The organism is Paraburkholderia elongata (assembly GCF_013177735.1).
GTDB classification, from domain to species: Bacteria; Pseudomonadota; Gammaproteobacteria; order Burkholderiales; family Burkholderiaceae; genus Paraburkholderia; species Paraburkholderia elongata.
This window is the reverse complement of sequence record NZ_WOEZ01000107.1, coordinates 1-14,907: the sequence shown is the minus strand read 5'-3', so window position 1 is coordinate 14,907 and position 14,907 is coordinate 1. Positions and strand designations below refer to the sequence as shown.

The 14,907-nt window shown below is 60.0% G+C and carries 19 protein-coding genes; 16 read left to right on the top strand and 3 right to left on the bottom strand.

From position 1 onward, the window contains the following. The first annotated feature begins 66 nt into the window (after positions 1 to 66). The 4 genes from acs to GNZ13_RS20370 all read left to right on the top strand — a co-directional run bounded on the left by acs (position 67) and on the right by GNZ13_RS20370 (position 4,127). Positions 67 to 2,040 (top strand): acetate--CoA ligase, encoded by a 1,974-nt coding sequence (gene acs / locus GNZ13_RS20385; RefSeq protein WP_172167555.1) that lies wholly within the window; start codon positions 67 to 69, stop codon positions 2,038 to 2,040. Between the two features lie 55 nt (positions 2,041 to 2,095). Then, positions 2,096 to 2,695, top strand: a complete 600-nt coding sequence (locus GNZ13_RS20380) for an acetate uptake transporter (RefSeq protein ID WP_172167554.1) — start codon at positions 2,096 to 2,098, stop codon at positions 2,693 to 2,695. A 107-nt stretch (positions 2,696 to 2,802) separates the two neighbouring features. Continuing rightward, positions 2,803 to 3,042: a UDP-glucose 4-epimerase gene (locus tag GNZ13_RS20375; protein WP_172167553.1), complete on the top strand. Its 240-nt coding sequence runs from the start codon at positions 2,803 to 2,805 to the stop codon at positions 3,040 to 3,042. 47 nt (positions 3,043 to 3,089) lie between these two features. After that, on the top strand, positions 3,090 to 4,127 hold the full coding sequence (locus tag GNZ13_RS20370) for a zinc-dependent alcohol dehydrogenase family protein (protein ID WP_172167551.1): 1,038 nt from the start codon (positions 3,090 to 3,092) through the stop codon (positions 4,125 to 4,127). Between the two features lie 29 nt (positions 4,128 to 4,156). Here the strand turns inward: GNZ13_RS20370 and GNZ13_RS20365 are convergent, their stop codons facing one another. After that, positions 4,157 to 4,681, bottom strand: coding sequence for a universal stress protein (locus GNZ13_RS20365; protein WP_172167549.1), 525 nt, complete (start codon positions 4,679 to 4,681; stop codon positions 4,157 to 4,159). A 385-nt stretch (positions 4,682 to 5,066) separates the two neighbouring features. Here GNZ13_RS20365 and GNZ13_RS52470 point away from each other — a divergent pair, with 385 nt between their 5' ends. Genes GNZ13_RS52470 through GNZ13_RS20350 form a run of 3 tightly spaced genes read left to right on the top strand, consistent with a single transcriptional unit; the run spans position 5,067 to position 7,031 of the window. Beyond that, entirely contained in the window at positions 5,067 to 5,648 is a 582-nt protein-coding gene (locus GNZ13_RS52470; protein ID WP_236002097.1) for an amino acid permease, read from the top strand. Positions 5,649 to 5,679: 31 nt separating this feature from the next. Beyond that, on the top strand, positions 5,680 to 6,723 hold the full coding sequence (locus tag GNZ13_RS20355) for a DnaJ C-terminal domain-containing protein (protein ID WP_172167547.1): 1,044 nt from the start codon (positions 5,680 to 5,682) through the stop codon (positions 6,721 to 6,723). Further along, on the top strand, positions 6,720 to 7,031 hold the full coding sequence (locus tag GNZ13_RS20350; RefSeq protein ID WP_172167545.1) for a chaperone modulator CbpM: 312 nt from the start codon (positions 6,720 to 6,722) through the stop codon (positions 7,029 to 7,031). Before GNZ13_RS20355 ends, GNZ13_RS20350 begins: the two co-directional genes overlap by 4 nt. A 385-nt stretch (positions 7,032 to 7,416) precedes the next feature. On the opposite strand, the gene GNZ13_RS20345 is transcribed toward GNZ13_RS20350, so the two are convergent. Then, positions 7,417 to 7,611, bottom strand: coding sequence for a hypothetical protein (locus GNZ13_RS20345; protein ID WP_172167543.1), 195 nt, complete (start codon positions 7,609 to 7,611; stop codon positions 7,417 to 7,419). 633 nt (positions 7,612 to 8,244) lie between these two features. On the opposite strand from GNZ13_RS20345, the gene GNZ13_RS20340 reads away from it, so the two are divergent. The 5 genes from GNZ13_RS20340 to GNZ13_RS20320 all read left to right on the top strand — a co-directional run bounded on the left by GNZ13_RS20340 (position 8,245) and on the right by GNZ13_RS20320 (position 12,055). Continuing rightward, positions 8,245 to 8,673 (top strand): carboxypeptidase-like regulatory domain-containing protein, encoded by a 429-nt coding sequence (locus GNZ13_RS20340; RefSeq protein ID WP_236002096.1) that lies wholly within the window; start codon positions 8,245 to 8,247, stop codon positions 8,671 to 8,673. A gap of 173 nt (positions 8,674 to 8,846) precedes the next feature. Beyond that, positions 8,847 to 9,062 carry a glycine zipper 2TM domain-containing protein gene (locus GNZ13_RS20335; RefSeq protein WP_082855046.1) on the top strand — a complete coding sequence of 72 codons (216 nt, stop codon included), beginning with the start codon at positions 8,847 to 8,849 and terminating at the stop codon, positions 9,060 to 9,062. Between the two features lie 162 nt (positions 9,063 to 9,224). Next, positions 9,225 to 9,854 (top strand): BON domain-containing protein, encoded by a 630-nt coding sequence (locus GNZ13_RS20330; RefSeq protein ID WP_172167541.1) that lies wholly within the window; start codon positions 9,225 to 9,227, stop codon positions 9,852 to 9,854. Positions 9,855 to 9,907: 53 nt separating this feature from the next. Further along, positions 9,908 to 10,732, top strand: a complete 825-nt coding sequence (locus GNZ13_RS20325; protein WP_172167539.1) for a universal stress protein — start codon at positions 9,908 to 9,910, stop codon at positions 10,730 to 10,732. Between the two features lie 12 nt (positions 10,733 to 10,744). Further along, on the top strand, positions 10,745 to 12,055 hold the full coding sequence (locus tag GNZ13_RS20320) for an NRAMP family divalent metal transporter (RefSeq protein WP_172167537.1): 1,311 nt from the start codon (positions 10,745 to 10,747) through the stop codon (positions 12,053 to 12,055). 270 nt (positions 12,056 to 12,325) lie between these two features. On the opposite strand, the gene GNZ13_RS20315 is transcribed toward GNZ13_RS20320, so the two are convergent. Next, entirely contained in the window at positions 12,326 to 12,772 is a 447-nt protein-coding gene (locus tag GNZ13_RS20315; protein WP_172167535.1) for a hypothetical protein, read from the bottom strand. A gap of 665 nt (positions 12,773 to 13,437) precedes the next feature. Between GNZ13_RS20315 and GNZ13_RS20310 the strand changes: the two genes are divergently transcribed. The 4 genes from GNZ13_RS20310 (at position 13,438) to GNZ13_RS53505 (ending at position 14,669) form a co-directional block, all read left to right on the top strand. Next, the gene (locus tag GNZ13_RS20310; protein WP_172167533.1) at positions 13,438 to 13,593 is read left to right on the top strand and encodes a DUF3309 family protein; all 156 of its coding nucleotides are present in this window, start codon (positions 13,438 to 13,440) and stop codon (positions 13,591 to 13,593) included. A 124-nt stretch (positions 13,594 to 13,717) separates the two neighbouring features. Next, complete coding sequence (locus GNZ13_RS20305) at positions 13,718 to 13,894, top strand: CsbD family protein (RefSeq protein ID WP_063496157.1); 177 nt, start codon at positions 13,718 to 13,720, stop codon at positions 13,892 to 13,894. Between the two features lie 98 nt (positions 13,895 to 13,992). Further along, the gene (locus tag GNZ13_RS20300; RefSeq protein ID WP_172167532.1) at positions 13,993 to 14,385 is read left to right on the top strand and encodes a PRC-barrel domain-containing protein; all 393 of its coding nucleotides are present in this window, start codon (positions 13,993 to 13,995) and stop codon (positions 14,383 to 14,385) included. 59 nt (positions 14,386 to 14,444) lie between these two features. Continuing rightward, positions 14,445 to 14,669, top strand: coding sequence for a hypothetical protein (locus tag GNZ13_RS53505; RefSeq protein WP_172167530.1), 225 nt, complete (start codon positions 14,445 to 14,447; stop codon positions 14,667 to 14,669). The last annotated feature ends 238 nt before the right edge of the window (positions 14,670 to 14,907 follow it).

The following is a 14,907-nucleotide window of genomic DNA, read 5'->3' as shown; positions in this document are numbered from 1 at the left end:
GCGGCGGCGTAGTGACTAACCGGGAAGCACTATCAGGCACGCACGAAAGCGTGCAAGGGACACACAATGTCAACCACTGATTCGATTCTGGAGGAGCCGCAGGCCTTCCTTCCGCACGCCAGTGTAGCGGCTTACGCCGCGATCTCCGGCATGGATGCCTATCGCGCGCTGGTCACCGAGGCAGAACGCGATTACGAAGGATTCTGGGCTCGCCGCGCGCGTGAGATGTTGGACTGGAAGCAGCCGTTTTCGTCGATTCTCGACGAATCGTACGCGCCGTTCTACGAATGGTTCAAAGACGGCACGCTCAATGCGTCGTACAACTGCCTCGACCGCCACGTCGAAGCCGGCGACGGTGACCATGTTGCCGTGATCTTCGAAGCCGACGACGGTACCGTCACACGTGTTACCTATCGGCAGTTGCTCGAACGCGTGAGCCGATTTGCTAATGCATTGCGAACCCGCGGCGTGAAGAAGGGCGACCGCGTGGTGATCTACATGCCGATGTCGATTGAAGGCATCGTGGCGATGCAGGCGTGCGCGCGCATCGGCGCGACGCATTCTGTGGTGTTCGGCGGCTTCTCGTCGAAGTCGCTCAACGAACGGATCGTCAACGTGGGCGCGATCGCGCTGGTCACCTGCGACGAACAGATGCGCGGCGGCAAAGCGTTGCCGCTGAAGAACATCGCGGACGAAGCCCTCGCGATGGGTGGTTGCGAAGCGGTGAAAAGCGTCATCGTCTATCGGCGCACGGGTGGCAAGGTTGCGTGGCGCGAAGGACGCGACCTGTGGATGCACGAGCTCACGCAAGCCGAAGCAGACGCGTGTGAACCGGAATGGGTGGGCGCGGAGCATCCGCTCTTCATTCTCTATACGTCCGGCTCGACCGGCGTGCCGAAGGGTGTGCAGCACAGCACGGGCGGATTCCTGATGTGGGCCGCGCAGACCATGAAATGGACTTTCGATGCGAAGCGCAGCGACGTGTTCTGGTGCACCGCCGATATCGGCTGGATCACTGGCCACAGCTATATCGCGTACGGTCCGACGGCAATTGGTGCAACCCAGGTCGTGTTCGAAGGCGTGCCGACGTATCCGAACGCAGGACGCTTCTGGGACATGATCGCCAAACACCGGGTGACAGTGTTCTACACGGCGCCGACCGCAATTCGCTCGCTAATCAAGCTGGCCGAATCCGATCCGAAAGTCCATCCAGATCGTTTCGAGCTGTCGACGTTGCGGCTGCTCGGCACGGTCGGCGAACCGATCAATCCGGCCGCGTGGACATGGTTCTACGAACACGTCGGCCATAGCCGTTGCCCTGTCATCGACACCTGGTGGCAAACCGAAACAGGCGGTCACATGATCGCGCCGATGCCGGGCGCCACGCCACTGGTGCCGGGTTCGTGCACGCTGCCGCTGCCGGGCATCATGGCCGCGGTCGTCGACGAAACCGGGCAGGACGTGCCGAACGGGCAGGGCGGCATTCTCGTCATCAAACGACCATGGCCGTCGATGCTGCGCAACGTGTGGGGCGATCCGGAGCGCTATAAGAAGAGTTACTTCCCTGAAGAGCTCGGCGGCAAGCTGTACCTCGCCGGTGACGGCGCGGTGCGTGACAAGAACACCGGCTACTTCACGATTACCGGCCGTATCGACGATGTGCTCAACGTATCGGGCCACCGGCTCGGCACGATGGAGATCGAGTCCGCGCTCGTGGCGAACCCGCTGGTGGCGGAAGCCGCGGTCGTCGGCCGTGCCGACGAGACGACCGGCGAAGTTGTCGTCGCCTTCGTGGTGTTGAAGGGCGAGCGGCCAACCGGCGACGTGGCGATCAGAATCGCGACCGAATTGCGTAATTGGGTCGGCAAGGAGATCGGGCCGATCGCGAAGCCCAAAGAAATCCGCTTCGGCGAGAATCTGCCGAAAACACGCTCGGGCAAGATCATGCGCCGCTTGCTGCGTTCGCTCGCAGCCGGCGAGGAAATTACCCAGGACATATCCACGCTGGAAAATCCGTCGATTCTCGATCAGCTCGGGTGATGGCTCGCGAAGGCCGCGAGATTGCCGGAACGTTTTTTATCTTCAGGAGCAGGCCATGGCCAGCGCACCGATCCGAACCACACTAGCGAACCCCGCGCCACTGGGTCTCGCCGGCTTTGCATTGACGACGTGGCTGCTCAGCATGATCAACGCCGGCTGGTTTTCGGGCGAGTCGATGGGCCTCGTGCTTGCCTGCGCGCTCGCCTACGGCGGGACCGCGCAGACCATTGCCGGGATGATGGAGTTGCCGCGCGGCAATACCTTCGGCGCGACGGCCTTTTTGAGTTACGGTGCGTTCTGGTGGTCGTTTGCGCTATTCGTGCTCTTTCTGCATGACAAGGTGCCCCCCGCGTTCGTCGGCTGGTATCTGTTCCTCTGGGGTGTCTTCACGTTCTATATGTGGCTGGCCACCTTTCGCTCGCCTCGCGCGCTGCAGTTCATTTTTCTGGCGCTCTGGATCACCTTCGGCCTGCTGGCTGGAGGAGAGTGGGCAGGTTCAGGTCTGGTGCGGATGGCAGGCGGCTATATGGGACTCCTCACGGCGGCGCTTGCGTTCTATCTGTCTGCAGCCGACGTGATCAACGAAGTGCACGGGCGGGTGGTTCTGCCGGTCGGCGATCCAAGGATACTTAGCCGGCATGCTGTGGCGCTCTGATCGTCCAAAGGGACGTCGGCTGCAGATTGTTTCGAGATCAGTTAGGCGGTGTGCGAATCGCGGGTGTCGAACACTAACCGCGTTGAATACGCGCGAGGTAAAGCGTCATGAACCTGTCAGGAAAAGTGGACGGCGACGGCTGGACTGTCACGGCTTGCGCACGCGCAAGCGGCACTGAATTCGGCTGTCTGATCGGCACGAGCGTTGCCGCGCCGGATGGCGTGGTCGTGCGTGAATTCACGCACGACCGAACCTTCAGCACGCCGCAGGAGGCAGTGCTGGATGGCTTGAAGCAAGGTATGTCGTGGGTGGGCCTGACGACCTCGAATACGATTTGCGCTGCCTAACGGCGCCGTATCTCCCAGCGTGCCCAATGCAACCGGAGTTACCGACAATGAAAGCGCTCGTTTATCTTGGACCTGGCAAGAAGGCCGTTGAAGAACGGCCCAAACCAGAGATCGAGGCGTCCACCGACGCCATCGTCAAGATCAGCAAGACGACAATTTGCGGCACAGACCTGCACATTCTCAAGGGCGACGTCGGGACCTGTCAGCCCGGCCGCGTGCTCGGCCATGAAGGTACCGGCGTAATCGAGCAGGTCGGCGCAGGCGTCACGGCGTTCAAGCCAGGTGAACGAGTCCTGATTTCGTGCATCAGCGCGTGCGGAAAGTGCATGTACTGCCGCAAACTCATGTATTCCCATTGCGTCAGCGGCGGCTGGATTCTTGGCAACAGGATCGACGGCACGCAGGCCGAGTTCGTGCGGATTCCGCACGCGGATACCAGTCTTTACCGGATTCCCGACGATGCCGACGAAGAGGCGCTCGTGATGCTGAGCGATATCCTGCCGACGGGCTTCGAGTGCGGTGTGCTCAACGGGAAGGTGCAGCCCGGTAGTACTGTGGCTATTGTAGGCAGCGGACCGATCGGACTCGCGGCATTGCTGACGGCCCGCTTCTATTCTCCCGCCGAAATCATCATGGTCGATCTGGACGATAACCGGCTAGAGACCGCAAAGCGCTTCGGTGCGACCACGGTGATCAACAACGCGGATGGCAATGCGGTGAAGGCGATCATGAAACTCACCTCCGGGCGTGGCATCGATACCGCCATCGAAGCGGTCGGCATACCTGCCACTTTCGAATTGTGCGAGGCGATCATAGCGCCGGGCGGGACGATTGCAAACGTCGGCGTGCATGGCGTGAAGGTGGATCTGCATCTGGAACACCTTTGGGACCGGAATATCACGATCACCACGCGGCTGGTCGATACCGTGAGTACGCCTATGCTGCTGGAGACGTTGCGCTCCCGCAGGCTTGACCCCACGCTTCTGATTACCCATCGCTTCAGGCTCGATCAGATTCTCGATGCCTACGAGACCTTCGAGCATGGTGCAGACACGCACTCGCTGAAAGTGATCATCGCGGCATAGCCGATTGCCGCGACGGTACTGTTGCCGCTCTAACGCAGCATCTCATACATCGCAGCGGCAACGTCGGCGTGGCCCGGTTTGGCTGACTCTACGTGCGTGGTTTGCGTCTGCCGGCTCGGCACCAGCAACACTGAACAGCAGGCACTGCGCACCACGCGCTCGGCGACGCTGCCGAGAAACAGACGCTTGAAGCCACGCCGGCCGTGCGTGCCGAGCACCAGCAGGTCCGCATTGAATTCGTTGGCCGTGATGCGGATGCGCTCTGAAATATCCTCGCCTATCGGCGCGACGTCCACCATCCGCGGCGTGCCGGCCACGTTTTCGTGTTTCATCCGTGCCAGTGCGTCCGCCAGCAAGCGCTGGCCTTCTTCCACGAACGCGTCACGCAGGATCGTCGGATCGTAGCCGGAGGCGTCGTACGCCATCAGCGGGTTGTCGACGACATAAAGCGGTTGCAATTGCGCGCCGCTCTCGCTGGCGAGTTGTAAAGCGGTATCGAACGCATGTTCAGACGTCTCGCTGCCGTCGATCGCTACCAGAATGCGTTTATACATGTCGGCCTCGAAGAGTTCGTTCGGACGGCGAGCGCCGTCGCGGGATTGAAATGCGTGCGCTCAGAGCGCCGCAGCCTGAACCTTGCCGTCGACGATGTCCTTGCCGAACGGTTTATTCCGCTGGGCTCGGCCCGGATATCGACGGCGTAACAGACGATCGGAAACAGCACAGTGAATAGCACTACCTTGCGCTCAATAGCAACGTAATGCAATGAACAGATCGTCTGGGATGCCGCAGTGCGGTACGGCACCGTACCGACTTCGATCGGTCCTGCGCGCACCGTGAATATGGAAGCTCTCCCGTCTGCCCAACATCGTCATTCCATTCGCTCAGGTGTTCGTTCACGCATCTGCCGCGCTCATTTCAAGTCCGGAGTGTCACGTCATGACCTTTCTCAAGTCCCCGCCAGCCACGCCCGATGCCGTCGCTGACGAATACGCCGCGACAATCTCCGGGTCTTCGCTCCCGAAGTACCGGATTCCGGAGACATCGTCCGACCGCCGCGCCGTATTCGATCTGATGCGCGACGAATTATTCATGGACGGCAACTCACGGCAGAACGTCACGACGTTTTGCACCACTTACGCCAACGACGAAGTTCGGCGCCTGATGGATCTGTCGATCGCGCTTTACCTGATCGCCTGCATGTTGATGTATGCGGCGGCGATCCAGTTGCGCTATTCCGCGCCTGCTCTGCCACGCCCCTTCACGGTGCCCGGTGGTTCAGGCGGTATGTGGTTGACGGCCGGCATTGGCTTTGCTGGGGTGCTGTTCAGTTTCGTCGTGTCGTTCTTCCCGCCGGACCAGTTGCCGGTCGGTTCGCCCTGGCTTTACACGGGGCTGGTTGTCCTCGGCATCGTCGTGTTCGCGGGCATTCCGTTGATCATCCACCACGTGCGCCGAAGCGACTGGGCGACCGTTCATGACGCGCCGCTTGTTCGTCCCGCCGTGATACCGCTGAAATAGGTGCGCGCGGCCTCTCTCATAGGTCTTCGATATGAAATACAAGGACTATTACGAAGTGCTGGGATTGCCGCGCAGCGCGACGCAGGACGATATCAGGCGTACGTATCGCAAGCTCGCTCGCAAATATCACCCGGACCTGAGCAAACTCGACGACGCGGAGCCGCACTTCAAGGAGGTCGGCGAGGCGTACGGCGTGCTCAAAGACACGGAAAAGCGTGCGGCCTACGACCGGATGGGCGACCAGTGGCGCAATGGTCAGGACTTCGAGCCGCCGCCGCAGTGGGACGAAGGCTTCGAATTCAGTGGCGGGGACGACCGCGGAGCCGAGGATGCTCGCTTCAGCGAATTCTTCGAGGCACTCTTTCGCGGTGAACATGCCAATGGTGACCGCGCCTCGACAAGACGCGCGCGGCACGCTGCCGGCGCCGGTCATGGCCGCGCAACTGCACAAGACATGGAGGATGCCTATGGCGGTGTGCCGCACTCGGCGGGAGGCCAGGACCACCATGCCAAAGTGGTGATCGATCTGGAGGATACTTATCGCGGGGCACAGCGCACGATTTCGCTTGAGACGCCAGTACTCGATGCAAGCGGCCGTGTCGCGCTGAAGTCGCGGACGCTTGATGTCTCCATTCCGAAGGGCGTGCACGGTGGGCAGCATTTGCGACTTGCCGGCCAAGGGGGGACGGGTTTCGGAGAGGGGCGCGCTGGAGACCTGTACCTGGAAATCGCGTTGCGCCAGCACGGACTTTTCAGCGTCGACGGCCGTGATGTGACGATCGTCGTGCCGGTCGCCCCTTGGGAAGCGGCACTTGGCGCGCGCATTACCGTGCCGACGCCCGACGGCGCCGTCGAAATAGCCATACCCAAAGATTCCAGCGGGGGCCGACGCTTGCGCTTGAAAGGCAAGGGAATCCCAGCGAGCGGTCCGGCCGGTACATCGGGCGATCTCCATGCGCAATTGAACATCGTTCTGCCGCTGGCTGACAGCGAGCAGGCACGCGCGGCTTACGAGACACTACGAGAGGCATGCGACTTCGACCCGCGCTCGCATTTTTCAGGTGATGCATCATGAACGAATCGCGCACTGGCTGGCTCGAATGCCTGATCGTCGAGGAGCAGGTGGAGTTCACGCTGTTCGAGTTGTGCCGGGCAACCGGCACCTCTGAAGATCAGTTGGCTTTGTGGATCGAACAGGGCGCCATTGAGCCGAAACACGTCAGCGAGAACGAGGAGCCGCGCTTTGACGGCGCGTCGTTGCGCCGTGTACGAACAGCCCGACGCCTCGCGCACGATCTCGAGATCAACGCCGCGGGCATTGCGCTCGCGCTCGATCTGCTCGACGAAATCGAAGTCTTGCGCGCACAGCTACTCAGGCGATAGCGGCCGATCGTGTCCGCCCGCGAGTACATTGCTCACGCAAACCACGAGATACCTGTTGCCACGACCGTGACCGCCATCACACCGGTCGCAACCCAGCCGAGGATGCGTAGCGTCAGCGTCAAGGGAAATCACATGGGAAGCACTTGCGAGTCAAGGCCGGATGACAGCAACGGCTCGCTCATTGCGCGTTGCAAAAGATGGCAGCAAGCCCAAGGAGGATAACCTGATGAACCATCGCTTCGCTGCCGGCATGACGCGCGTGAGCCTTCACCGACTCGGAGGCCTCGACAGCAACTACGCCATTGGCTGAACCCGGAACAGGTTCGCCAGGCGGCTGAGCATATTCACTGCAGGCAGCGCAATTGGATCGGCGTGCAATGGCGGGCTACACCGCATGCTGGTTCAGCCAGAGCCGGCCCGCAGCGGTCATATTGATGGCGCCATAGCTGTGCGACTCGTATGCAAGCCCGAGCGTCAATAGCTCCACCGCCACGGGGCACGGTGTCTGCGCCTGTGGATCTGGAATTCGGTCAAGCGATTTGAGAGTCTGGATGGCCTCGGGTGAAAGTTGCATGTACATGGTGGCCTCCTGTTATTGAGATCATCTTGATCCGGACGAAATGCTTTCGTCTGTACGGTAGCGTCTACTCGACTCCCTCTTTTGAGAATCGCTTGTGCAAACCTCACAAAGACATACTGCGGAAGCTGTTTCGACGGATATGTTACTGGTTTGCACAGCTGCCTGAACGGCGGGATCAATCAATCCATATCACGGCGTGTCAGGCAGTTTGCCAAAGACCCGCCGTTACTTATTGATGTAGACACCTGTGTATTTGCCAATTTGGGCTGCGTCGGTGCAGGTCGACCATGCCGATCCGGAACCAGTACGGCACCGTACCGACTACTGTTCGTGTTGCGCGTACCGTGTGCGTGAGTGTCGTGGACTTCCCATGACACGCCGCACAGAGAACGGCAATCTTCGATCGTTTGCAATGGCCGCTGCTGCCATTACGGCGAAACATTCAAGGAGAGCTGATTTGGGCTCTGCGGATGCGATGCATCAAGGCAATGCCGGCAATGGTGAACACCATACTCGTTAAAAGTTGAAGCACAGCGCAATGTGCGCATTCAATCTGATGTCGCGATGATCACACTACCCGAGGCATGAGCAGGCCGATGCGCCGCGGGATGGATGTGTTCATTGGAGTCTGACATGAAAAAGCGCAACGTCTTGCAATGGGTAGTGATTCTAGGTGTGGCTTTCGGCGTGAATCTCGCTATTGCGGCGGAGACGGACCTTCCGGCGATACAGCATGCCGGGGACGTAACATATCTATCGGGGGGAATCGGGAGCGACCAGGCACGAGCGATCAAAGACGTCATGCACAACTACCCCATGGTGTTGACGTTCGTCGGCAAGACGAGCAACCAGAATCAATATCTCTCGGATGTCCCCGTCACGATCACGGATGGCAAAGGGAACACCGTTCTGGAGACGAGTTCGGATGGCCCATTCATGCTGGTTTCTCTCCCCAGTGGACATTACACGGTCAGCGTTAGCTATAAGGGGCAAGCGGAACATCGTACGATGAATATTTCAAATGCCGCTCACGCGCGCCAGACGTTTGTCTGGGCAATGTAGTTGCCGCGCTTAAGCAGATGTCGCCGGCCGCACATGTACGCTGCCGGACCGACGGGAACCGGCAATTCGTGTAACAAGAAAGTGTCTACTGGCGGGCGAGTGAAACCTGTATCGGTGGCCCTTGGTGGCATACGCGTCGGATCGCGTCATTTACGTATATAGGTGGTATCAAAATGAACAGCACTCGCTTATTTTCAATAGGTACGCTAACGCTCATTGTCGCGATTGGAGGCTTGGGTTGCTCCGGCATGTCCCAGCGAGGTGTCGACACGGCTGCTGGTGCCGGGATAGGCGCCGTCGGGGGAGCGGTGCTTACAGGCGGTAGCGCGGTAGGCACAGTTGGCGGCGCGGTCGTAGGTGGCGTGGTCGGCAACCAGATCGGTAAATAGCCCGGCGCGCCTGGACGGAGTCAGATCATCCGTGGATATCTCCCCGGTGGGGTGACACCACGGTGGGAATGGAAGATGGTGACCGTTCAGGGTGGCGTCGCGCGCCGGTTTCGGAGTGGCGAGGAACTTTTCGACGTACAGAAGGCAAATCGGAGAAGAATCATGAGCAGTACCTATTTTTGCAGAACCGCAGTTCTCAACATGTTGATTGCGGTCGGTCTGGTTACCGGGGTTAGCATCGGCACGGCTGGCGCAGCCTCGGGGGATGACACCATCCCGCAGCCCCACAGCGACAGCGTAAGCGCGACGCTCACCGATACCGTCATCACGACCAGGGTGAAGGCTAAACTTATGGGTAATGACACCCTCAAAAAATCTGACATCAGCGTGACTACCACCAACGGCGTGGTCACGCTTGACGGCTCGGCAAGCAACTCAAACGCGAAGACCGTGGCTGAGGCGGCGACAAAGTCAGTCGATGGCGTCAAAAGTGTCGACAACAACCTGAAAACACCCGCGAGCAGCAAGGCATCGGCCCGGACGCACGAGGCCGTCACAAAGACAGAGCGGGTCGCATCTGATAGCTGGATTACCACCAAGGTGAAGTCAGGGATCCTTGCGGACAGCGTCAGCAAGGGTTTCGATGTGAGCGTGGAGACGATTCACGGCGTGGTGGTTCTGAAGGGGGCTCTGTCAAACCAGGACGCCGTCGATCACGTGAAAAACATCGCTGAGAAAGTGAAAGGCGTGAAGAGCGTTGACACGTCCGCCCTCACCGTCGCAGGCGGATAGCCGGTCGACCAGCAGGAGAGGAGCTATGCAAGGAAGCAATCGGGAGGCTGGACATGCTACGCGATTTGCTGGTGCATGTAGACGGGAGCGAGTCGGGGCGGCGCAGGGTGCGATTCGCCGTCGACCTGGCAATGAGCACGGGTGCGCGCCTTAGCGGAATACATGTGACCCCGCCGGTGGAGGTTCCACCCTTGTACAAACCGACTCGCGTGGCAGAAGTGGCCGCACATCTCTCCTCCAGGCTGGCCCTGGACGCACGGACAGCAACGACGGTCTTCAGGGAAGAAGCGATGGAGCGCCTGGCTGACGCATGCTGGCTCGAGGCGAAAGGCGACGTAGCTGAGGGCGTCAGCGACAGGGCCCGCTACGCGGACCTTGTCGTCCTTGGCCAATACGAATGGCAAGGCTCACCCGAAACCCATCCCTTGCCGATCGCCCACCCGGTCGCTGTGCGATGTGGTCGCCCGGTCCTGGTCGTGCCTGCCGCCATACGGTCGAACTCACTGGCCAGCGTCGCTGTTGCCTGGGACGGTAGCCGTGAATCCGTGAGGGCAATCCACGACGCCATTCCGCTACTGCGGCTGTCGCAGTCGGTTCAAATCATCACGATCATTTCCCCGTCTGCGGATAGCCGCGAGGACGACGCGGAGAGCCTCCTCGCGCACCTTGCCAGACATGCCATCGCGGTCGGACCAGGCGTGCTCCGGATCAGGACCGCAGAAGAGCATGCTTCACTGCGTGAACACATTGAGAAAGGGCCATACGATTGGTTGGTGATGGGCGGCTACTCTCGCCCCATGTGGATGGAATTCATTTTCGGCGGCGTCACGCAATCCATTCTCCTGTCGTCGAAGATACCCGTGCTGGTTTCCCACTAGCGAGGTGAATGAATGGACGTTAATGGACAGCAGGGACCGCAGCACACGAGCACTTTTTGGGTTCTTTTGCGGCGTCTGAAGGAGCACCCGCTATCGCAGGTCGGGCCAGGGCTCATCACCGGCGTCGCCGACGACGACCCTAGCGGGATCGCCACATATTCCCAGGCGGGCGCTCAATTCGGCCTGAACATGCTTTGGACGATGCCGCTGGCTTACCCTTTAATGGTTGCCGTTCAATCGATGTGCGCGAACCTCGGCAGGGTCACGGGGAAAGGACTTGCAGCCAACATAAAAACCGCATTCCCGCCGATCGTTGTAAGGAGCGTAGTGCTGCTACTGCTCATCGCCAATACGCTCAACATCGCTGCCGACGTAGCAGCCATGGGCGAAGTGGCGGAGCTTGTCTCAGGTGTCAATCGTCACCTCATGACGGCGTTCTTCGTGTTCGCGACGCTTCTGCTGCAGATATTCGTTCCCTACCATCGGTACGTCTTCTTCCTGAAGTGGCTGACCCTCTCCCTGCTTGCTTACGCGGCAGTTCTCTTTACGGTTCATGTTCCGTGGGGGCAGGTCGCACTGCGCACGGTCTGGCCCAGCTTCACACCAAATGCCAGCGCTGCCGCCGTGGTGGTCGGTGTCTTCGGCACGACCATCAGCCCATACCTATTTTTCTGGCAGGCGTCCGAAGAGGTCGAGGACATGCAGGCGAACCACGGCAGTGCGCCGCTTGTGCGTGACGCACGTGCTGCAGGCACGGAACTTCGGCGCATCCGGTGGGATACCTGGAGCGGCATGCTCTACTCCGACGTTGCCGCCTACTTCATCATTCTTGCGACCGCCGTCACACTCCATGTGGCTGGAATCACCGACATCAACACGGCGGCGGAGGCAGCCAGTGCGCTGCGGCCGCTCGCGGGTAACTTTGCATACATGCTGTTCGCCCTTGGCATTCTCGGCGTGGGTCTGATCGGTGTTCCAGTGCTGGCAGGTTCCGGCGCATACGCCCTTTCCGAGGTGATGGGTTGGAAGGAGGGGCTCGAACGCAGGGTGGGCGATGCGCGAGGGTTCTACGGCATCATCGCCGTCAGCGTGCTCGCCGGACTCGGTATCCAGTATTCGCCAATCAGTCCGATGAAAGCCTTGTTCTGGAGCGCGGTAATTAACGGACTCGTCGCCGTACCGCTGATGGTTGTAATAATCATCCTGGTCTCGAAGAAATCGGTAATGGGCGCTTTCACGGCGAGTCGGCCGCTTATTATTCTTGGCTGGATTGCGACAGCGATTATGGGCGCGGCGGCCGTGGCGATGTTCATCCCTGGATAGCCATTCGGTGCACGTTCCGTTCACATTGCGGCCGCCGGCTTTCGCCGAGCTAACGGACCGTCGCGGCCCGATCCTGTCCGGCGTGTCGTCGGCCATTGTGGTCACTAGCCGCCTGGCACTGGCGGCTCTTACAATGGGCCCCGCACGTGTTTTGCGACGTTGCGGTGCCAACCCTGTTTCCTTGCACCACCAAAGCTGCCCACGTCCTTCACGAAGCGCAACCGAAGGCCTGCGATGCCAGTCAACACATGACGACGCGCGGGTAGTGCGTCAGTGCTCGCTGCAGAAGATGGCCGTGAGCAGGAGGGGGACGACTTGCCGAACGACAGCGTCGCTGCCAGCCTCGCGTGCGCGGGCTTCTACTGCCTCGGCGGGGCCAAGGACTACAGCGCCATATGCTGACGGCGTAATGGGCTGGCCACTTCCTTGTTTGAATATTGTGTCGTCGCGCTCATACCCGAGAACGGCGTAGACACGGAACCCGAAAGCCGTCAGGTTGCTGTCGTGCGTCGGTCGAAATGCGTTGACCGAGTTCACTTCGACACGCATCGGATTCGGATCGATATATTGAGCGTTCAATAGCGGGGTGATGAACGCATGCGCGTTCGATTTGCAGTCGAGTTGCGCATCGAGCGCGTAGGCGCAGCACATCACTGGAATGAGCCCCGCGCCTATTGCAGTGAGCACGGTTAGCGTGTTGAGAGCGACCTTGGTCATGATGGAGGGCATCCGGTTCTATCCTGCGCCAGCGTCTCATGTCCGTCGGAAGATGTCTGTACGGTGGCGGCCGATGACCTGCAGTCCAAGCCCTGCCGCAACCGCTGAGGCGCTGCCCCGAATCGATCATGTGGCCTGTTCCCGGAAGCAGGCCGGTGAGCGGGTCGCCGGAAAAAGGTGTCGGCAACGGCGGCAGGTTCGGCGAATACGGCTGGCGCGCTTTACCAGGGCGGGCACGCAATTGAACCCTGGCGTGAAAGTGAGAAGTTTTTGTTCGCGACTGGACCGCTGCTGAACGGAATACCGCGCTTTGGCTGGTGTATTGCAGAGCGTCATCTGGATCGCGCCGAGCGATCTCCGGGCCTGTCAAAGTGCAGCCGGACTGACAGCCTGGCAATGCCCCCCGCGCGGGCGCATCCTGCATGCGGCAGTCGCGAACTCCAGGCGTAAAAAAAGAAATCCCGATGTCCACCACCGTACCGACTGCGTGGCAAATCAATGCCAGCCTCACACTACAGGGTGGGTCTTTTCCGGGTTGTGCGGAAGCCGGTCATCATCACTTTTTTTTTGCGAAGATACCTCGCGAAAGGCCTGAAGATTCCGGGCACGTGGTGAGAGAGCGGCGAAGGGCTCGTCGTAACACGGAGTCGGAAAGGAGTCGTTTCATGTTGAGCATACTATTGATAGTCGTACTGGCGTTCCTGTTGATGGGAGTGATGCCGACCTGGCCGCACAGCCGTTCGTGGGGCTATATGCCAAGCGGGGTGCTGGGTGTGCTGCTGGTCGTCGTTCTCCTGTTGCTGCTTCTGGGCAGAATATAAGAGCGCAAAATTCCAGTTTGGATGATCCGTTCACGGGCAGTCGTTGCCGCACCGTGCCCTCGGAAAACGAGCGGGTGGCAAGCGTCAGTAAGCTCGATCGTCCGCATTTTCAAGGAGCAATGTCATGAACAAGGATCAGGTGAAAGGCCGCGTCGAGGAAGCAAAGGGAAAAGTCAAGGAAGCTGTCGGCAAAGTCACGGGAAGCGAAACGACCCAGGTGAAGGGTAAGGTCGAACAGGTCGTTGGCAAGACACGGGCCGCGTACGGCGATGCAAAGGAGCAACTGAAGAAGCAGCCGTAGGCTGATCGCGCCGACAGGTTTTGAGGTGTCACGGACTGGGGCAAAGTGTTCGCGTGACGCCTTTCTCAACGTATGCTTTCGAACCGTGGGGGTGCACGATGAAACGGGTTATCACGCTGGTATCGGTGGCTGTGCTCGGAACGGCCCTGATCACGGGAACGCTGTGGGCTCAGGGAATGCCACAATCCATCACGGCGAAGCGCGTTGATGTCGTCCAGCTGGCGACGGGGTACCGGGCCTCCAGGATCAACGGATCGCCCGTCTATAACCGCAACAAGGACAACGTCGGAACAATTGACGATCTGATCGTCAGCCCAACCGATCGGGTTCCCTACGTCATTCTCTCGGTAGGCGGGTTTCTCGGGATGGGAACCCATCTCGTCGCTATACCGTTTGGCAGCCTTCAGGTCGTCGACAAGCAGATGCGGCTGCCGGACGCGACCAGGGAGTCCCTGAAGGCATTGCCAGAGTTCAAGTACGCGCCTGAGTAACGGCTGCCACCGGTTTTGATGTGACGCCGAGGGCGGCTGACGATCTGGGCGGCACCACCATGGACGAACGGTGTGGGACCATCATGGTCGGCATCGTCTGCGACACGCGGACTCGCCGCTTCGTCTGTTTTGGGCGCTACAGTGACTTCAGCTTCGTGATCTTCGTACCCTCGAGCGTGACGCCGGCCATCAACCCGCTGTTCGTGAGCATGAATCGGGGCAGTGGTTGGGTTTGCCCGCAGACCATTCAGTATGTGTCTCCGCCCCTTCCGGATATCCAGTAGCTCGATCCACTGCGCTTGTGTGATTTGAATGCGCTCGAATATTCCCGGGTAGTCGCGCTTATTTTTCACCAGATGCCACGGCACGTTTCGCCAGCTGGTCGTGACTTCAGGTCTTACATTCCGCAGGTCGAGGAGACAATTTGGCGTGAATTTCGTTGCCAGTCGGGCGGGCGAAATGCGCATCCGGCCCGCCGGGTAGCCTGAGCAACTGACGCTGCAAATCCGCGATTGGTATGAG